At 68.4% G+C, this 14,049-nt stretch carries 14 protein-coding genes and 1 other RNA gene; 9 read left to right on the top strand and 6 right to left on the bottom strand.

Features of this window, described 5'->3' with window-relative positions:
• Positions 1-30 precede the first annotated feature (30 nt).
• The 3 genes from rnpB (at position 31) to rpmG (ending at position 1,614) form a co-directional block, all read left to right on the top strand.
• Positions 31-430, top strand: an RNA gene (rnpB, locus tag CG50_RS16260) — RNase P RNA component class A.
• Positions 431-580: 150 nt separating this feature from the next.
• Positions 581-1,291, top strand: coding sequence for a tellurite resistance TerB family protein (locus CG50_RS10960; RefSeq protein ID WP_036638201.1), 711 nt, complete (start codon positions 581-583; stop codon positions 1,289-1,291).
• A 155-nt stretch (positions 1,292-1,446) separates the two neighbouring features.
• Entirely contained in the window at positions 1,447-1,614 is a 168-nt protein-coding gene (gene rpmG / locus CG50_RS10965) for a 50S ribosomal protein L33 (RefSeq protein ID WP_036638206.1), read from the top strand.
• Positions 1,615-1,810: 196 nt separating this feature from the next.
• Here rpmG and CG50_RS10970 read toward each other — a convergent pair whose 3' ends face one another.
• The 5 genes from CG50_RS10970 to CG50_RS10990 all read right to left on the bottom strand — a co-directional run bounded on the left by CG50_RS10970 (position 1,811) and on the right by CG50_RS10990 (position 8,125).
• Positions 1,811-2,638: an asparaginase domain-containing protein gene (locus tag CG50_RS10970; RefSeq protein WP_036638208.1), complete on the bottom strand. Its 828-nt coding sequence runs from the start codon at positions 2,636-2,638 to the stop codon at positions 1,811-1,813.
• Positions 2,639-2,977: 339 nt separating this feature from the next.
• Positions 2,978-3,529: a sarcosine oxidase subunit gamma gene (locus CG50_RS10975; protein ID WP_036638210.1), complete on the bottom strand. Its 552-nt coding sequence runs from the start codon at positions 3,527-3,529 to the stop codon at positions 2,978-2,980.
• Positions 3,522-6,473: a sarcosine oxidase subunit alpha family protein gene (locus CG50_RS10980; RefSeq protein WP_036638343.1), complete on the bottom strand. Its 2,952-nt coding sequence runs from the start codon at positions 6,471-6,473 to the stop codon at positions 3,522-3,524. The genes CG50_RS10975 and CG50_RS10980 overlap by 8 nt, the downstream gene beginning before the upstream one ends.
• Positions 6,470-6,793 (bottom strand): sarcosine oxidase subunit delta, encoded by a 324-nt coding sequence (locus tag CG50_RS10985; protein ID WP_036638212.1) that lies wholly within the window; start codon positions 6,791-6,793, stop codon positions 6,470-6,472. The genes CG50_RS10980 and CG50_RS10985 overlap by 4 nt, the downstream gene beginning before the upstream one ends.
• An 84-nt stretch (positions 6,794-6,877) precedes the next feature.
• The gene (locus tag CG50_RS10990; RefSeq protein WP_036638214.1) at positions 6,878-8,125 is read right to left on the bottom strand and encodes a sarcosine oxidase subunit beta family protein; all 1,248 of its coding nucleotides are present in this window, start codon (positions 8,123-8,125) and stop codon (positions 6,878-6,880) included.
• Positions 8,126-8,335: 210 nt separating this feature from the next.
• Here CG50_RS10990 and ccmI point away from each other — a divergent pair, with 210 nt between their 5' ends.
• From ccmI to CG50_RS11005, 3 genes are read left to right on the top strand one after another with little or no spacing between them, the layout of a single operon-like run.
• On the top strand, positions 8,336-9,292 hold the full coding sequence (gene ccmI / locus CG50_RS10995; protein ID WP_051909915.1) for a c-type cytochrome biogenesis protein CcmI: 957 nt from the start codon (positions 8,336-8,338) through the stop codon (positions 9,290-9,292).
• Positions 9,289-9,765, top strand: a complete 477-nt coding sequence (gene ruvX / locus CG50_RS11000) for a Holliday junction resolvase RuvX (protein ID WP_036638216.1) — start codon at positions 9,289-9,291, stop codon at positions 9,763-9,765. The genes ccmI and ruvX overlap by 4 nt, the downstream gene beginning before the upstream one ends.
• The gene (locus CG50_RS11005) at positions 9,762-10,001 is read left to right on the top strand and encodes a DUF1289 domain-containing protein (RefSeq protein ID WP_036638219.1); all 240 of its coding nucleotides are present in this window, start codon (positions 9,762-9,764) and stop codon (positions 9,999-10,001) included. The genes ruvX and CG50_RS11005 overlap by 4 nt, the downstream gene beginning before the upstream one ends.
• Before the next feature lie 51 nt (positions 10,002-10,052).
• Here CG50_RS11005 and CG50_RS11010 read toward each other — a convergent pair whose 3' ends face one another.
• Complete coding sequence (locus tag CG50_RS11010; RefSeq protein ID WP_036638221.1) at positions 10,053-10,832, bottom strand: SDR family oxidoreductase; 780 nt, start codon at positions 10,830-10,832, stop codon at positions 10,053-10,055.
• Between the two features lie 169 nt (positions 10,833-11,001).
• Between CG50_RS11010 and CG50_RS11015 the strand changes: the two genes are divergently transcribed.
• The 3 genes from CG50_RS11015 to CG50_RS16250 all read left to right on the top strand — a co-directional run bounded on the left by CG50_RS11015 (position 11,002) and on the right by CG50_RS16250 (position 13,975).
• Positions 11,002-11,568 carry a hypothetical protein gene (locus tag CG50_RS11015; RefSeq protein ID WP_036638224.1) on the top strand — a complete coding sequence of 189 codons (567 nt, stop codon included), beginning with the start codon at positions 11,002-11,004 and terminating at the stop codon, positions 11,566-11,568.
• A gap of 44 nt (positions 11,569-11,612) precedes the next feature.
• The gene (locus tag CG50_RS11020; RefSeq protein ID WP_036638227.1) at positions 11,613-13,208 is read left to right on the top strand and encodes a peptide chain release factor 3; all 1,596 of its coding nucleotides are present in this window, start codon (positions 11,613-11,615) and stop codon (positions 13,206-13,208) included.
• 284 nt (positions 13,209-13,492) lie between these two features.
• A complete protein-coding gene (locus tag CG50_RS16250; protein WP_051909917.1) occupies positions 13,493-13,975 on the top strand; it encodes a DUF6869 domain-containing protein in 483 nt (160 codons plus the stop codon).
• Positions 13,976-14,049: the final 74 nt, after the last annotated feature.

Below are 14,049 nucleotides of genomic sequence, written 5' to 3' on the forward strand. Positions count from 1 at the left end.
GACGCGCGCCGCGCCTATCTGCGGGGTCGCGCGGATGGCCGGATGACCGCGGCGCTCCATAGCTCTGTTTCGGCAGACAGCTGGAGGGCCGAGGAAAGTCCGGACTCCATGAAGCAACGGTGCCGGATAACGTCCGGCGGGGGTAACCCCAGGGAAAGCGCCACAGAGAACAGACCGCCACGGTCTCGACCGCGGCAAGGGTGAAACGGTGGGGTAAGAGCCCACCGCGGGACTGGCAACAGGACCGGCACGGCAAGCCCCACCGGGAGCAACGCCGAATAGGGATCTCGCGCCCCTCAAGGGCAGGGGAGCTTCGCCCCGAGAGATCCGGGTTGGCGGCTTGAGGCGGCGCGCGAGCGTTCGTCCAGAGGAATGGTCATCCAGGGGAGAAATCCCCGGACAAAATCCGGCTTACAGGCTGTCCGCGCAATTTTCTCCTCTTCGCCGGGGTCGAATCGGCCCCGTCGGGCCCTCCGCGGCCCGCTCCGCCCGGGGCAACGGCCGATTTTCTCCGCCCCCGGGTGAAATTCCGCGCGGCCTCCCCATATCTCGGGGACGGATTTCACGAGGAGAACCGGGCATGAGTTTCGTCAAGACGCTGGCCACGCTGGCCGTGGGCTTCGCCGCCGCCCGCGGGGTCGAGAAATATCGCGAGATCGGCGGCCTCGACGGTGTCAAGGATGCGCTGCGCAAAGCCGGCGAGCCGGGCGGCGTGGCCGACCGGGTCGGCGGCTACGCCGAGAAGATGGGCGTCGCAGGCGGGCGCGACACTCTGCGCGATCTGTTCGCCCGCTTCGGCACCGGGGCGGCGGACGCAGCGGAAACCGCTGAGGCGCGGGCCGCGCGGCTGCGCGAGACCATGGCCGCCGCCTCGCAGGCGGGCACCCAGGGGCTTGGGGACATGCTGCACGCGCTGACCGGCGGAATCGCCGGCCATGGCATCGCCGAGGAGCAGGCGCGGCTGATGATCCGCGCGATGATCCAGGCGGCGCGCGCCGATGGCACCGTGGACCCGGACGAACGGGCCAGCATTCTCGATCACCTCGCCGATGCCTCGGATGCCGAAATCGCCTTTGTCGACGCCGAGATGTCGCGCCCGGTCGATCCGGTCGCCCTTGCCGCCGAGGTTCCCGCGCAGCAGGCCGAGGCGGTCTATTCGGCGGCGCTGATGGCGATTTCCGTCGATTCGGAGCCGGAGCGGCGTTTCCTGCTGCAACTCGCCGCGGCGCTGCGTCTGCCGGCCGCGACGGTGGCGCGGATCCACGGCGACATGGGCAAGCCAGCCGCCTGAGACCCGGTTCCGTCGCGACACGAGGGAAATGCACAGGAAAAATGCGCGCCGAGGCGGTTTGGCTGTTGACTCCGATGGGTGCGACAGTAAAAGGCAGCACTTGAGAAATTCGCGGGCGCAGACGTCGGTCGGTGCCTGACTGTAGGAGAACAGAAATGGCGAAGCCGACGACGATCAAGATCCGTCTGAACTCGACGGCGGGCACCGGGCACTTCTATGTGACCAAGAAGAATGCCCGCACCATGACCGAAAAGATGACCGTGAACAAATACGATCCGGTCGCCCGCAAGCATGTCGAATACAAGGAAGGCAAGATCAAGTAAGATCTGCCAGACCTTGGGGTTCAGAAAAGGCCGTTCCGAAAGGGCGGCCTTTTTCATTTCGTCATTCCGAATCCTGCGCGCGGTTCTCTCGACGGCAATCGCAGTGTGTCGCGTCCATCGGCAGCCCCGGCCCGTCCGGTGCCGATGCGGGTGCGCATGGTCGCCGTTTTCATGGAACGGGCGGCAACGGCCCTCTTCAGGACAGCGCCAGCCACAGCCGGATCAGCGCGGCCTCGGCGGTCTCGGTGCCGCCGTTCGCGACACCCGCGCGCCACAGCGGGGCCCCGGCCGCATAGGCGCCTGGCGCAAGCCCGCCGTTCTCGCAGGCACTGACCGCGCGCAGACGCCGCCCGGTCGCGACCGCGCGCGCCAGAACCTCCGCCAGCTCCGGGTCCGAGGGGATGGTGCCCGCCCCGAATACCCGCAGCACTGCCCCGTCGAGCGTGCCGAGCGCCGCCTCCAGCATCGCGGCGGGCATACCGGGGGAAACGGTCAGCACTGCCAGCCGTGCCGCTGCGAACCGGCGACGGCGCCAGGGGCCGGCCTCGGCCGGCTGCGGCGTGGCGCGGAAGGCGTCGTCAGCCTGACTTTCGGTCTTCACCAGCCCTGCCGCCGGCAGCAACCGCCCGGCGAAGGCAAGCCACACCCCTGCCCCGGGCCGGACCCCGAGCGCGAGATCGAGATTGCCCTCGGCGTCGCCCCCCATCGTGCCGAGCGGGTGCATCGAGCCGGTCAGCACCACCGGATGCGGCCAGCCCGCCAGCGCCTGGCTGAGCGCCGCGCCGGTATAGGCCATGGTGTCCGTGCCATGGGTGATAACGACAGGGCCAGCCTCGGCTTCGATGAGATCGAGCAGGCGGTTCCAGTGCCGGGCCGAAATCTCGGCGCTGTCGATCAGCGGATCGAGGGCAATCACCTGGGCGCGGGCGCCGACGGCTGCCTCGACCACGCCGGGGGCGGGGGTCAAGCCGTGGGGGCCGGGACGCATTCCGATGGTGCCGCCGGTGTGCAAAAGCAATGTCATGGCCGGTTCCTCCGTGCAGTCGGCCCTTCATAGCCCGACGCGCGCGGCCTTTCCATCGTGGCGGGTCTAAGGGGGCTCTGCCCCCTCGGGCCTGCGGCCCTCACCCCCGGGATATTTGCGGCGAATCGAAAGACAAGGAAGCCCGGCTCTCCCAAGGAGAACCGGGCCCTTTCGCTTCGCTCGGTCATCGGCGTCCCCGCCTGTACCGTGCGTTCAGTCATACTGCAGGGCAGTTAACAAAGAGTTACCTGCCCCTTTCGATTCGCCGCAAATATCCCGGGGGAAGCCCGAAGGGCGCGGGGGCAGAGCCCCCGTCCACGGATCGGCCGGGCAATCCCCTCAGAAGATCTCGCCACCGCGACGCGAAGAGACTTCGAGCAGCCCCATCATGTAGCCCGCGACCGAGCGGAAGCAGATCAGACGGATCTCCCCGGGGCCCGAGCGCCAGAACGCCACGCCGGTCTGCGCGGCACGGGTGCGGCGCATCTCCATCTGCGGCAAGGTCGCCATGTCGACGGGGCACAGCTTCATCAGCACCTCGTCGCCCTTCGCTCCGCTGACCACGAACAGCGAGCGCATGTCGGACACGTTCACCACGAGGGAATGCTCCCCCCCGAAGGCCGCGGTCAGATCGGCCGCGATCTTCGGCGCCTCGTCATAGCCGCAAAACAGCATCAGCTCGTCCGGGCTCATCCAGGCGAGCGACCGCCCATCCGCAGCCACGACCCCGCGCAGCCCCGGCACGCTCAGCCCCATCGGACCGAGCGCATCGGCGAGCGTCTTCGAGCCGAGATCGGCCCGGATCGTCACCATGCCGGTCAGACCGGCCTCGGCAACGGTGGCGAAGCCCGTATGGCTTTCGCCCTTCAGTGCGGAAACCGCCTCAGACATCGGACTTCTCCCCTTCCTTGTCGTAGAAGCAGGGATCGACGATCCGCGCCCTGAACAGCTTGTCCCCGGCCGGGAACTCCAGCACCTCGCCCATCCGCGCCGGCCCGTTCGGCACGAGGCCCATCGCGATGCCCTTCTTCAGCGTCGGCGAGTAATAGCTCGACGTCACCCGGCCCTGCGTGTTGCGCTGACCGTTGGCGTTGAAGCCCTCGGCCGTGGCATAGGCGCCATCGGGCAGCACCGAACCGTCGAGCGTTTCCAGCCCGACCAGCTGCCAGCGGTCCGGCGCCACCATGAACGAACGCTGCTGCGCCCGCTTGCCGATGTAATCCGCCTTCTTCTTCGAGATCGCCCAGCCGAGGCCGAGATCTTGCGGGATCACCGTGCCGTCGGTCTCGTCGCCGATCATGATGAAGCCCTTCTCGGCGCGCATGACATGCAGCGCCTCGGTGCCGTAGGGCATCATCCCGAAGGCCTTGCCGGCCGCGATCACCTTGTCCCACAGCGCCGCGCCCATGTTGGCGGGCACCGCGATCTCGTAGCTGAGTTCGCCCGAGAACGAGATCCGGTAGACCCGCACCGGCAGCCCGGCGAGCGTGCCCTCGGCCCAGCCCATGAAGGGCAGCGCGGCCTTCGACACGTCCATGCCACCGAGCGCCTCGAGCACCTTGCGCGCCTTCGGGCCGACCACGGCGATCTGGGCATATTGCTCGGTCAGATTGGCGGTCCAGACCTTCCAGTCCCACCACTCGCATTGCAGCCAGTCTTCCATATGGGCATGGATCCGGTCCGCACCGCCCGAGGTGGTGTGGCACAGCCAGCTGTCTTCCGACAGACGCACCACGACACCGTCATCGCTGAGGAAGCCGTTCTCGTTGCACATCAGACCGTAGCGGCATTTGCCCACCGGCAGCGTCGACATCATGTTGGTATACATCATGTCGAGGAACTTGCCCGCGTCCGGTCCCTTCACCAGGATCTTGCCGAGCGTCGAGGCATCGAGCACGCCCACATTGGTGCGGGTGTTCACGATCTCGCGGTTCACCGCGTCGCGGTGGCTCTCGCCGGCCTTCGGATAGCAATAGGGGCGGCGCCAGAAGCCCACCGGCTCCCAGTGATAATGCTGCGCCTCATGCCAGTCCTGCATCGCGGTGCGGCGACGCGGCTGGAACAGCTCGCCACGCGCCTCGCCGGCCATCGCGCCGAAGCTGATCGGGTTGTAGGGCGGACGGAAGGTGGTGGTGCCGGTTTCCGGGATGGTCTGGCCGAGCGCATCCGACAGGATCGCCAGACCGTTGATGTTGCTCGACTTGCCCTGATCCGAGGCCATGCCGAGCGTGGTGTAGCGCTTGGTATGCTCGACCGAGGTATAGCCTTCGCGCGCCGCGAGTTCGACGTCCGAGACCTTCACGTCGTTCTGGAAGTCGAGGAAGGACTTGTAGCGCAGCGCCTGGGTGGCGCCGGCCGGCATGATCCAGACCGGGGCGAGCGGCGCCTCGGGTTCGACCTCGGCGGACATGCCCGCCTCGGCGGCGATGGCGTCGAGGGTCAGCAGACCGTTCGCCGCGCCGACCGAAGCCGCGATCGGCCCGCCGTCGCGCCCGGTCGGCGGACGGGTGGCGTCGGGGCGGAACAGCGCCGCATCGGCATCCCACGACAGCTTGCCGCCGACATGCGACCACAGATGGACGTTCGGCGACCAGCCGCCCGACATCGCGACGCAATCGCACGGCAGGGTCTCGATCACCCCGCCTTCGCCGGCCTGAGCGCAGATCGCCACGCCGGTGACGCCGGTGCGCCCCAGAACCCTGGCGATGCCGCGGCCTTCGAGGATGCGCACGCCGCGCGCCTTGACCTGCATCGGCAGAACGCCGGTGACGTTGTCACGCGCGTCGATCACCGCCGGCACCGAAAGCCCGGCGTCGAGAACCGCCAGAGCGGTGCGGTAAGCGTCGTCGTTGTTCGCCACGACGACCACGCGGTCGCCCGGGCTGACCGCCCAGTTGACGATGTAATCGCGCACCGCCGAGGCCAGCATCACGCCCGGCACGTCATTGCCGGCGAAGGCGAGCGGACGCTCGGTCGCGCCGGCGGCGTTGATGGTGATGCCCGGACGCACCCGCCACAGGCGGTGGCGCGGACGGCCGTCGCCCGGCGTGTGGTCGGCGACGCGCTCATAGGCGATGATCGAGCCGTGCAGGTGCATACCCGCGACCATCGTGCGCTCCATCAGCCGCACGTTCGGCAGGGTGCGCAGCTCGGCGAGGGTCTTCGCGATCCAGTCGTCCGGGCTCAGACCGTCGATCAGACCGCCGTCGACCGGGGCACGGCCGCCCCAATGCGCGGTCATCTCCATCAGGATCACGCGCTTGCCGGCACGCCCTTCGGAGAGCGCCGCGGCGAGGCCCGCGACACCGCCACCCGCGACCAGCACGTCGCAGAAGGCATAGGCCTGCTCGTAACGATCCGGGTCGGCCTCTTTCGCGGCATTGCCGAGGCCCGCGGCGCGGCGGATCACCGGCTCGAACACCTTGGCCCATGCCCCGAGCGAGATCATGAAGGTCTTGTAGTAGAACCCGGCCGGGAACATCTTGTAGAGCTTGTCGTTGATCGCGCCGATGTCGAAGGCGAGCGACGGCCAGCGGTTCTGGCTGCTGGCTTCGAGGCCGTCGAACAGCTCGGTCATGGTGACGCGCTGATCGGGTTCCTGACGCGCGTTGCGGCCGAGATTGACCAGCGCGTTCGGCTCTTCCGCGCCCGAGGCCAGCAGGCCGCGCGGGCGGTGATACTTGAACGACCGGCCGAGCAGGACCTGACCGCCGGCGAGCAGCGCGGCCGCCAGCGTATCGCCCTGGAAGCCGCGCATCGGCTTGCCGTCGAAGGTGAAGGTGAGGGATTTCGAACGGTCGATCAGACGACCGCCGGTTGCGAGACGGGTGCTCATTTCCAGCCCTTCCATTCGGGGCATTTCGCCTTGATCTTCTCGACCAGCTCTGCCGGGGGTTCGGTGGTCTGCGCGGGATAGGTGCCGAAGACCTCGAGCGTCACGGTGTGGCGCGCGGCGAGGAACCACTTGCCGCAGCCGTTGCTGTGACGCCAGCGCTCGAAATGCACGCCCTTGGGGTTCTTGCGGGTGAACATGTAGGCTTCGAAATCCGCGGCATCCGAGTCCGGGCCGACGCGCTTGAGATGCGCCTCGTGGCCATAGGTGAGCTCGGTCTCCTCGGCTTCGACGCCGCAGTAGGGACAGGGGATGATCTGCATGTCAGCGCGCTTTCATGGGCCGGGCGCCGGGGGCTTTGCGCCCCCGGACCCCCGCAGGATATTTTTGGCGAATCGAAAGGGTCATCAGTGCGCGACCCCCGCGGCGACGGATTCGTCGATGAAGCGGCCCTCGCGGAAGCGCTCGAGGCTGAACGGCGCGGCGAGCGGGCCGGGTTCGCCCTTCGCCACCAGCTCCGCCATCGCCCAGCCCGAGCCCGGGATCGCCTTGAACCCGCCGGTGCCCCAGCCGCAGTCCATGAACATGTTGCGCACCGGCGTCTTCGAGATGATCGGCGAGTGATCGCCGGTGATGTCCATGATGCCGCCCCACTGGCGCAGCATCTTCAGCCGCGAGATGATCGGATAGGTCTCGACCAGGGCGCGGGTGGTTTCCTCGAGCGTATACCAGGAGCCGCGCTGCGAATAGTTGTTCGGATGGTCGATGCCGCCGCCGAGCACCAGCTCGCCCTTGTCGGACTGGCTGATGTAGCAATGCACGAGGTTCGCCATCACCACCACGTCGATCACCGGCTTGATCGGTTCCGACACCCAGGCCTGGAGCGGGCAGCTCTCGATCGGCATACGGAAGCCCGCCATCTCGGCCAGGACGCCCGAGTGACCCGAGACCACCACCGCGAGCTTGCCGCAGTCGATCGAGCCCTTGGTGGTGTCGACGCCGCGGACCTCGCCGTTCTCGGTGCGGATGCCGGTGACTTCGCATTGCTGGATGATGTCCATGCCCATCGCGTCGCAGGCGCGCGCATAGCCCCAGTTGACCGCATCGTGACGGCCGGTGCCGCCGCGCGCCTGATAGAGCGCACCGAGGACCGGATAGCGCGGCCCGTCGATGTTGATGATCGGCACCAGATCCTTGACCTGCTCGCGCGAGATCCATTCGGTCTCGATGCCCTGCAGGGCGTTGGCGTAGACGGTGCGCTTGTAGCCGCGGACCTCGTGCTCGGACTGCGCCAGCATCAGCAGGCCACGCGGGCTGAACATGACGTTGTAGTTCAGATCCTTCGCGAGGCCCTCATAGAGCTGCAGCGCCTTCTCGAAGATCGCGGCCGAGGCATCCTGCAGGTAGTTCGAGCGGATGATCGTGGTGTTGCGCCCCGAGTTGCCGCCGCCGAGCCAGCCCTTCTCGATGATCGCGACATTCTTGATGCCGTGAACCTTGCCGAGATAATAGGCCGTCGCGAGGCCGTGGCCGCCCGCGCCGACGACGATCACGTCATAGCGCTTCTTCGGCTCGGGGGCGCGCCAGGCACGTTCCCAACCGGAGTGGTAGCGCATCGCCTCGCGCGCGATGGCAAAGATCGAATAGCGTCTCATGGACCCCCCTTGGGCGCATTCCGTGTCGGGCCGAAGCGCCCGGATAAGCCGCGACCATGCCCCATCGCGGCCCCGGACAGCACACCCGAAACGGCATCGGCGGGAAAAAAGCGACATGCGTGTCGTGGAGCGCACGGGCGGGGAAACGCGGCGGGGCTGGCGGGAGAGGACGGAGACCCGCTAATGTCCCTCAGACGAAAGGGAGAAGTCATGGCATTCGCGCTGATGGCGGCGGCACTGGTCGCCCTGGTGGCCGCAGGCCTCGCGCAGGCGCTGTGGCGGGAGGAGCCGGCCGAATCGCGACGCGACGAGGGGCAGGCGTGGCGCGCGCAGCTTGATGCGCTGCGCCGCGACCGGGCGCGCGGACTGCTGAGCCCGGCGGCGGCACTTCAGGCGCGGCGGCGCCTCGCGCGGCGGATGCTGGCCGGGGACCGGGTGACAGGGCCGAATGCGACACCCGCGGCGGCACGATGGCTTGCCCTTGGTCTCATCGCGGCAGGGTTGCTGGCCGGAGTGGGGCTGTATCTGCACATCGGCGCGCCCGGGATGGCGGACCGGCCGATGGCCGAACGCCTCGCCGCGGCGCAGCGGCTCTACGACAGCCGGCCGGATCAGACGGAGGCCGAGGCGATGGCCGCACAGATGCGTCCGGTGCCGGCGCCTGCGGGCCACGACCTCGCGCTGATCGAGGCGTTGCGGGCAACGGTCGCGGCACGGCCCCTTGATCTGCGCGGACTCGGCCTGCTCGCGCGCAGCGAGGCGGCGCTTGGTCAATACGCCCGCGCCGAGGTGGCGCAGCGCGCGCTGATCGCCGCCCGGGGGAGTGCCGAGGATCATGCCGGCCTTGGCGAGATCGAGGTCGCGGCGGCGGGCGGTCTCGTCACCGCGGAGGCCGAGGCCGCCTTCACCGAGGCGCTGCGTCTGGCCCCCGGGAATGGCAGCGCGCTGTATCACCTCGGGCTGATGTGGGCGCAAAACGACCGCCCCGATCTGGCTTTTGCGCTGTGGCGGCGGTTTCCGGGCGATGCGCCTGCCGATTCGCCATGGCTTGCCACCGTCCGGCGCGATATCGGGGCGCTTGCGGCGGCGGCCGGCGTGCCCGACTATCGCCCCTCACCCGAAACCGACCCCGCACCCGTGGCGGACCGACCGGAGACCGCCCCATGATCGTGACCGACATCGCCGAATTCGCCACCGCCCTGCCCCGCCACGGGGCGCTCGTCGGGCTGGATCTGGGGACCAAGACCATCGGCGTTGCCGTCTCGGACATCCGGCGCACGGTGGCGACGCCGATGCATACGGTGCGGCGCGAGAAATTCACCCTCGACGCGGCCGAGGTGCTGCGCATGGCGGGCGAGCGCGAGACCGTGGGCTTCGTGCTGGGCCTGCCGATCAACATGGACGGAACCGAAGGGCCGCGCTGTCAGTCGAGCCGCGCCTTCGCCCGCAATTTCGAGAAGCTGACCCAGCTGCCGATCACTTTCTGGGACGAGCGGCTGTCGACCGTCGCCGCCCATCGCGCGATGCTGGAGGCCGATCTGTCGCGCAAGCGCCGCGCCGAGCTGGTCGATTCCGTCGCGGCTGGATTCATCTTGCAAGGCGTGCTCGACCGGCTGGAAAACCTCGGCCGGGCGGAATGAGCGGGAACGGCGCGAAGATCGACAGCCCCTGCACCGGGGTGTGCCGGATCTCGGACACGACCGGGCTGTGCGAGGGTTGCTTTCGCAGCCTCGACGAGATTGCCCGATGGGGCGTGATGGGCCCCGCCGCGCGTCGCGCCGTCATGGAGGAACTGCCCGGGCGCAAGCGCGCTGCGACCGCGGACGGGATGGGGGCTCTGCCCCCACGCCCTGCGGGCTTCCCCCGGGATATTTGAGGCGAATCGAAAGGCAAACCCGCAGCCCCGGCCGTCAGGCAGCCTTCGCGATCAGATCGAGATATTCGCTGCGCCGCCGTCGAGCATGATGTTCTGCCCGACGATGAACCCGGCGTAGCGCGAGCACAGGAAGGCACAGGTGGCGCCGAATTCCTCGGTCGTGCCGTAGCGGCCGACGGGGATGCTCGCGGCACGGCGCGCGGCGGCGGCCTCGACCGTGATGCCCTGCGCTTTCGCCGCCGCCGTGTCGAGCGAGACCGCCCGGTCCGTTGCATGGAGCCCCGGCAGCAGGTTGTTTATCACCACGCCCTGGCCCGCGACCTGACGCGACGTGCCCGCGACGAAGCCGGTCAGCCCGGTGCGTGCCGTGTTCGACAGACCGAGCTGCGCGATCGGCGAACGCACCGCCGCCGAGGTGATGTTGACCACCCGGCCCCAGCCGCGTTCGATCATGCCCGGCAAAACCGCCTGCATCATCGCGATCGGCGCCAGCATGTTGGCATCGAGCGCCGAGATGAAGTCGTCGCGGCTCCAGTCGCTCCACAGGCCCGGGGGCGGGCCGCCGGCGTTGTTGACGAGGATATCGACGGAACCGGCCGCTTCGAGGACGCGGGCACGGCCCTCGGCGGTGGTGATATCGGCGGCGACGGGGATCACGCTGACGCCGGTCGCGGCAGCGATCTCATGTGCGGTCTGCCCGAGCGCTTCGGCGCCGCGAGCGTTCAGCACGATGTCGACGCCGGCCCCGGCGAGCGCCTCGGCGCAGCCCCGCCCCAGCCCGCGCGACCCGGCGCAGACGATGGCGCGCTTTCCTGCGATCCCAAGATCCATGTCACTTCTCCCTTTTGCCGCTCATGGCTAACACGCGACCGGGCCGGGTCAAGCCCCGCGACCGGGTGTCTCATGCGCAATCGTGCCTATTGATCCGCTGTCATACATGGTCGATTTACCCACGAGGTTCATGATGGGACCGACCTCCGCAATCCGGCCAGAGAGAAACATGCAGATTCCCGGCGAACAGATCAGCTACGTGCGGCGCATCGAGCCGTTCGACGCCCGGGCGCTGAACGTCTCGATGGGGGTGTGCATGGGCGAGGCGCTGGATCTGCCCGGGATCAGCCGGATCGGCGATATCTACCGGCTTCTGCCGGGGACCGGGGCGGCGCTTCCGTTGCCGGTGCGGATGCAGCCCGGCACTCCCGGCCCCGTCATCGCCCGCGACACTGCGCTCGGTTCGGAAGGAGACAGGCTGATCCCGGCGGGGCGCCACCTGCTGATGAGCCAGTCGGGCGCCGAGATTGCCGTGCTGATGATTCGCCACGCCGCATCCGGGCGGCTTCTGGCCCTGCCCCTGGCCCCGGTGCCGCCGCGAACCGATTTTACTCTGATCGCCTCGGAAGAGCGGGTCGATGGCGGATGGATGCGTGACTTCCTGCACGTCAGCCGCGTGGTTCCCGAGCCGCGGCCTGCACCCCTGACACTTGGCCCTCTGACAGATGCCGGAACGAAGGTCGCCCCCACCGCCCCGCAAGTGCTGCGCCGACACGGCCTCGCGCGTCACCGCTGAGCGACGCTTGCCGTAAGCCCCGGCGCGCGGTAAATGCAGCAGCCATGACGCACCATGCCCCCCTGCCCCCCGAAATCGCCCGCCGCCGGACCTTCGCGATCATCGCGCACCCCGACGCCGGCAAGACCACGCTGACCGAAAAGTTCCTGCTTTTCGGCGGGGCGATCCAGATGGCCGGCCAGGTCCGCGCCAAGGGCGAGGCACGGCGCACGCGCTCGGACTTCATGAAGCTGGAGCAGGACCGCGGGATCTCGGTCTCGGCCTCGGCGATGTCGTTCGATTTCAAGCAGTTCCGCTTCAACCTCGTCGACACGCCCGGACACTCGGACTTCTCCGAGGATACCTATCGCACGCTGACCGCGGTCGATACCGCGGTGATGGTGATCGACGGGGCGAAGGGCGTCGAGAGCCAGACCCGCAAGCTGTTCGAGGTGTGCCGGCTGCGCGATCTGCCGATCGTGACCTTCTGCAACAAGATGGACCGAGAGGCCCGCGACACCTTCGAGATCATCGACGAGATTCAGGAACATCTGGCGATCGACGTCTCGCCCGCCTCCTGGCCGATCGGCTCGGGGCGCGAGTTCCTGGGCTGCTATGACCTGCTCAACGACCGGCTCGAGATCATGGACCGCGCCGACCGCAACCGCGTCGCCGAATCGGTCGAGATCAACGGCCTCGACGATCCGCGGATGGAACAGCATATCCCGGCCGACATGCTGGCGAAGCTGCGCGAGGAGGTGGCGATGGCGCGCGAGCTGCTGCCCGCCTTCGACCGCGAGCGGTTCCTCGAAGGGTCGATGACGCCGATCTGGTTCGGCTCGGCGATCAACTCCTTCGGCGTGAAGGAGCTGATGGACGGCATCGGCACCTATGGGCCGGAGCCGCAGCCGCAGCCCGCGGCCGAGCGCACCGTCGCCCCGGACGAACCCCACGTGACCGGCTTCGTGTTCAAGGTTCAGGCCAACATGGACCCGAAGCACCGCGACCGCGTGGCCTTCGTGCGGCTGGCCTCGGGCCATTTCGAGCGCGGCATGAAACTGCTGCACGTGCGCTCGAAGAAGCCGATGTCGGTGACCAGCCCGGTGCTGTTCCTGGCCTCGGACCGGGAACTCGCGGAAGAGGCCTGGGCGGGCGACATCATCGGCATTCCGAACCACGGCCAGCTGCGCATCGGCGATGCGCTGACCGAGGGCGAGGTGCTGCGCTTCACCGGTATTCCGTCCTTCGCGCCGGAACTGCTGCAGGGTGTGCGCTCGACCGATCCGATGAAGGCCAAGCACCTCGAGAAGGCGCTGATGCAATTCGCCGAGGAAGGCGCGGCCAAGGTGTTCAAGCCGTCGATCGGCTCGGGCTTCGTGGTGGGCGTGGTCGGCGCGCTGCAGTTCGACGTTCTGGCCAGCCGGATCGAGATCGAATACGGCATCCCGGTGCGCTTCGAGGCGTCGCAATTCACCTCGGCCCGCTGGGTGCAGGGGCCGAAGGACGTGGTCGAAAAGATGGTCGAGGACAACAAGCAGTTCATCGCCCATGACAACGACGGCGACACCGTGTTCCTGACCCGCCTGCAATGGGACATCGACCGGGTGATCCGCGACTATCCCGGGATCAAGCTGACCGCGACCAAGGAACTGATGGTCTGATGCCGCCGTCCGGGCGGTTCCGAGCCGCCCGGCAAACGACCAGTGGCAAGACCGCGATCCGAAGGACTAGCGAGCGAACGTCAGGCAGCCTGCGCATCGAGACATTTGAACTGCCTGACCGTTCCACCTGCCTGTCGGCCAGCGGGACAGTCCGAACCGGCGACAAGCCGGCCCCGAAAGGGGGGAGATCCGGCTTCTCCCGCCGCCGGGGCGCCGCGCACCTTGCAATACCGAACCGCCGACCCGATCTTCAGCCCAGATGCGATGAAACCTGCGGACCCCAGATGACAACCTCCCACACCACTCCCCTCCCCCCCGATCTGGTCACCCGCCTGTGCGAGGCCGCCGGTGCGCCCGAAGATGTGCACAGCGTCGAGGCGCTGGCCGATCTGTGGCTGGCCGAGCATCTCTCCGACGACGGCGATCCCGAGGAGGCCTCGTGGTCGGACCTCTGCGTCTTCGAGCTCGATGCCCATCCCGAGGTGCTGCTGGCCTTCTGCCTGAGGGCGCTGCGCAAGGCCAGCAATGCCTGGCAGGTCGGCCTGCTGGCGGCCGGCCCGCTGGAAGAGCTGATCTGCACCCACGGTGCCGATGTCATCGACCGGATCGAAGATCAGGCCCGCCGCTCTGCCCGCGTGCGCCATGCCCTGACCGGGATCTGGAGTCAGAACATCGAGGACGAGAACCTGCGCGCCCGCATCGAGGCCGCACGGAGCGAGGCGATGGAGGCCGGCCTCGACACCGGCGCACCGCTGCCGCCGGCGTAAACCCCGGCACAGCCCCAGACCCTTTCCCCGGATCCTCCGATCCGGGGCCACAGCGATCCGGCCCCATAGCGTTA

Origin of the sequence: Paenirhodobacter enshiensis, from assembly GCF_000740785.1 — a bacterium.
Classification (GTDB): Bacteria; Pseudomonadota; Alphaproteobacteria; order Rhodobacterales; family Rhodobacteraceae; genus Rhodobacter; species Rhodobacter enshiensis.

Bases quoted from the DNA above. Each gene is read 5' to 3' on its own strand.
- CG50_RS11010 (WP_036638221.1), bottom strand. From the start codon at position 10,832: ATGGATCTTGGGATCGCAGGAAAGCGCGCCATCGTCTGCGCCGGGTCG.
- CG50_RS11015 (WP_036638224.1), top strand. From the start codon at position 11,002: ATGCAGATTCCCGGCGAACAGATCAGCTACGTGCGGCGCATCGAGCCG.
- CG50_RS10985 (WP_036638212.1), bottom strand. From the start codon at position 6,793: ATGCAGATCATCCCCTGTCCCTACTGCGGCGTCGAAGCCGAGGAGACC.
- ccmI (WP_051909915.1), top strand. From the start codon at position 8,336: ATGGCATTCGCGCTGATGGCGGCGGCACTGGTCGCCCTGGTGGCCGCA.
- ruvX (WP_036638216.1), top strand. From the start codon at position 9,289: ATGATCGTGACCGACATCGCCGAATTCGCCACCGCCCTGCCCCGCCAC.
- CG50_RS10990 (WP_036638214.1), bottom strand. From the start codon at position 8,125: ATGAGACGCTATTCGATCTTTGCCATCGCGCGCGAGGCGATGCGCTAC.
- CG50_RS11005 (WP_036638219.1), top strand. From the start codon at position 9,762: ATGAGCGGGAACGGCGCGAAGATCGACAGCCCCTGCACCGGGGTGTGC.
- CG50_RS10980 (WP_036638343.1), bottom strand. From the start codon at position 6,473: ATGAGCACCCGTCTCGCAACCGGCGGTCGTCTGATCGACCGTTCGAAA.
- rpmG (WP_036638206.1), top strand. From the start codon at position 1,447: ATGGCGAAGCCGACGACGATCAAGATCCGTCTGAACTCGACGGCGGGC.
- CG50_RS16250 (WP_051909917.1), top strand. From the start codon at position 13,493: ATGACAACCTCCCACACCACTCCCCTCCCCCCCGATCTGGTCACCCGC.
- CG50_RS10975 (WP_036638210.1), bottom strand. From the start codon at position 3,529: ATGTCTGAGGCGGTTTCCGCACTGAAGGGCGAAAGCCATACGGGCTTC.
- CG50_RS10960 (WP_036638201.1), top strand. From the start codon at position 581: ATGAGTTTCGTCAAGACGCTGGCCACGCTGGCCGTGGGCTTCGCCGCC.
- CG50_RS10970 (WP_036638208.1), bottom strand. From the start codon at position 2,638: ATGACATTGCTTTTGCACACCGGCGGCACCATCGGAATGCGTCCCGGC.
- CG50_RS11020 (WP_036638227.1), top strand. From the start codon at position 11,613: ATGACGCACCATGCCCCCCTGCCCCCCGAAATCGCCCGCCGCCGGACC.